Consider the following 2,904-nt stretch of genomic DNA (forward strand, 5'->3'; position numbering starts at 1 on the left):
CGGGCATCCTGTACCCGCTGGGCGACGTGGACGCCCTGCGCGGGGGCCTCAGGCGGCTCTTGGACGATGCGGCTTTGCGGCGGCGCTATGGCGTAGCGGGGCGGAGGCGTGTGGAGCAGGACTTTTCATGGACAACAAACGCGGAGCAGTACGCCGTCCTGTGCCGGGACGCCATGCTGGAACCCGCGTCATACAAGGCCGGATAACCAATTTGCCACCGCGCCGGACACGCGCGGACGGAGGACCTGAATGCGAGTGCTTGTCCCAACGGCTGGACGCCGCAATATTCTGCTGGATGCCATCCGGCAATGCCCGCAGGTGACGCGGCTGGTGACCACGGAAATCGACTACACCGCACCGGGCGTCATTGCGGCGGACGTGTGCTACCGGGTGCCGCCCTCTGGCGCGCCCACCTATCTGGACGCTGTGGAATCCATCTGCCGCAGGGAGGGAATCACGCATATCCTGCCGCTGGCGGACCTTGATTTGGAGCGCTTTGCCGCCCAGCATGAGCGGTTCGGGGCGCTTGGCGCCAGCGTCGTGAGCGCGCCGCAGGACACGGTGAACCTGTGCATGGACAAGTGGCGCACGCATTCCTTTCTGCGCGAGCTGGACATCCCCCTGCCGTGGACCGCGCCCCTGCCGGATGCGGCGGCGGACCCGGCGCGCGTACCCTTTCCCGTGTGCCTGAAGCCCGGGCACGCGGGCATGAAGAACTCGCCGGACTATTTCTTCCAGCGCCTCGAGACCCCGCAGGAGCTTGCCACGTGGCAGGAGCGCCTTGGTGACCGCGCCGGGCGGTATTTGGTGCAGGAGCACTTGGAGGGGCGTCGCGAGCTGAATGTAGACTTCTTTGCCATCCGGGGCAGTGTGCGGCGGGTGGTGGTCCTGCACCGCCACGGCTGGGGCGCGGGCGGCGGTATTACGCGGGGGACAACGGTCCCCTGTCCGCCGGAAGTGGCGTCCATGACGCAGCGCATTGTGGCGGCCCTGACCTACGACGGTCCCGGCAACTTTCAGGTGTGGACCGACGACCGGGGCGGCTATGCCGTCACGGAAATTAATCCCCGGTTTTCCAATTCTTCGGCCCTTGTGGGCATTCCTGCGGGAGAAAATTTTTTCCGGCATCTGTTCGACGTGCTGGCGGGCGGGGACGTGCCGCCGCGCATGAACGGGTACGCCATGCTGACGGTGACCTGCGCCTACGCGCCGCGGGTGGTGAGTGATGAAGCCCTCGTGGACCCCTTTGCCTGAGGAGTTGCCATGAAAGTACTTGGTCTGGCGGGCAGTTTACGGTCTGCAGTACGTCCGGAGGATGCCAGCGCGCTTCTGGCCCGGTTGGAGGACGTGCCAAGCCGGGACGCCCTTGGCGCATGGCTGGCGGATGCGGCGCGTCGCGGTGAAGGCTCGCGCGGGCTCAGCAACTCCGATGCGGCCCTTGCCGCGGCTCTGTGGGCGGCGCAGGACCTTGGCGCGGACGTTGGGTGGCGCTCGCTGTCGTGGCACTTTTTACCGGACCGCACCGTTGCCGATGCCGAGGACCTGCGCGCGGAATTGCTCTCCGCCGATGCGGTGCTGCTGTCCGGCCCGGTGTACTTTGGCGACCGCTCCAGCCTTGTGCAGGAGCTTGTGGGCATGCTGCGGGCGGACAGCTACCTGCGCGAGGCCATGACCAACACCCTGTACGGCGGTGTTGCTGTGGGGGCAAAGCGCAATGGCGGGCAGGAGACGGCGCTTATCTATCAGGTGCTGGACATGGTCAGCCTTGGCATGCTGGCCGTTGGCAACGACTCCGAAACCACCTCGCAGTACGGCGGCACCGTACACGCCGGAACCTTTGGCACCGCACCGCAGGACGAGCAGGGCCTCGCGACGGCCCTAGGCACGGGGCGCAGGCTGGCGCGTCTGCTCCTTGGGCACGAGGTTGGCGGGCGGCTGGACGACAAAGTCCGCGTGGCCTTTGTGGTGCTGCAGGATGCCCGGCGTGAGGGCGTGGCCGCGGCCTCGGAGTTGGCAGAGATGTTTGCGGATGAGGTGGACGCCGAGGTGATGGACATTACCCGCATGGATATCCAGCGTTGCCGCGCCTGCGACATGTGCCCCGCCAGCGTTGGCGCGGATGAGGACTACCGCTGCCTGCTCCGCGGGCAAGACGACTTTACCGGGCTGCATCCGCGTTTGTTGGATCAGGACATCATTGTTCCGGTGACGGTGTCCGTTGGGGACTATGGGCTGGTGCGCTCAGCGTATCAGGTGTTCATGGAGCGCATGCGGTACCTGCGGCGCGGGGACTATGCCCTGTCGGACACGCTGTTTGCCCCGCTGACCCTTGTGGAGGCGGGCGGGGACGAGAACCTGCACGCACGGGTGATTACCTCGCTTATCCGCCAGCATACCGTGGTGTCGCGGCCCTTGCGGGCGGAGCTTGTGGACGGACGCGTTGGCGATATGCAGCGCCTTGGCGTGGCCTTTGGGCACTTGGTGCATCAGGGGCGGCTTGTGGCCGCGGCCCGGCTGGCGGCGGCGCGGTATCTGGACGGCGTGGTGAGCTACAACCCTGTCGGCTACGTCCTTCGCGACGCCCCGGAGCACGAGGCGCGCGTTATGGCCGCCCGGCGCGAGGCCATGGACAGCCGCCGCGTCCGCCTGCGGAGTCTGGCGCGCAGGCGGCTGGCCGGGGGGTACCCGTTATGACGGCTGTTGTGGACTTTGCCTGCGGCGGCGTGGTGCGCCGGCCCCTTGTGGCCCCGTATCAGTTGTCCTTTGCCACTCTTGAGGAATTTGCTGTCGTGTGGGTGTTTGTGCAGATGGCGGACGGCTCCTGCGGCGTTGGCGAGGCAGTTCCCCTGCCGGGCTACGGCGCGCATGGCGTGGACGAGGTGGCGGCGGGCGTGCAGGCCCTGT

General features: G+C 67.2%; 4 protein-coding genes. All 4 read left to right on the plus strand.

From position 1 onward, the window contains the following. The coding region (locus ACY69P_RS15775; protein ID WP_462328172.1) for a glycosyltransferase at positions 1 to 206 on the plus strand (206 nt) is incomplete at its 5' end. A 43-nt stretch (positions 207 to 249) separates the two neighbouring features. Next, on the plus strand, positions 250 to 1,254 hold the full coding sequence (locus tag ACY69P_RS15780; protein ID WP_462328173.1) for an ATP-grasp domain-containing protein: 1,005 nt from the start codon (positions 250 to 252) through the stop codon (positions 1,252 to 1,254). Between the two features lie 9 nt (positions 1,255 to 1,263). Beyond that, positions 1,264 to 2,694: an NAD(P)H-dependent oxidoreductase gene (locus ACY69P_RS15785; RefSeq protein WP_462328174.1), complete on the plus strand. Its 1,431-nt coding sequence runs from the start codon at positions 1,264 to 1,266 to the stop codon at positions 2,692 to 2,694. Next, the coding region (locus ACY69P_RS15790) for a hypothetical protein (RefSeq protein WP_462328175.1) at positions 2,691 to 2,904 on the plus strand (214 nt) is incomplete at its 3' end. The genes ACY69P_RS15785 and ACY69P_RS15790, both read left to right, overlap by 4 nt.

The organism is Desulfobaculum sp., assembly GCF_054921475.1.

Excerpts from the sequence above, each read along its gene's own strand:
- ACY69P_RS15780 (WP_462328173.1), top strand. The coding sequence starts at position 250 with ATGCGAGTGCTTGTCCCAACGGCTGGACGCCGCAATATTCTGCTGGAT.
- ACY69P_RS15785 (WP_462328174.1), top strand. The coding sequence starts at position 1,264 with ATGAAAGTACTTGGTCTGGCGGGCAGTTTACGGTCTGCAGTACGTCCG.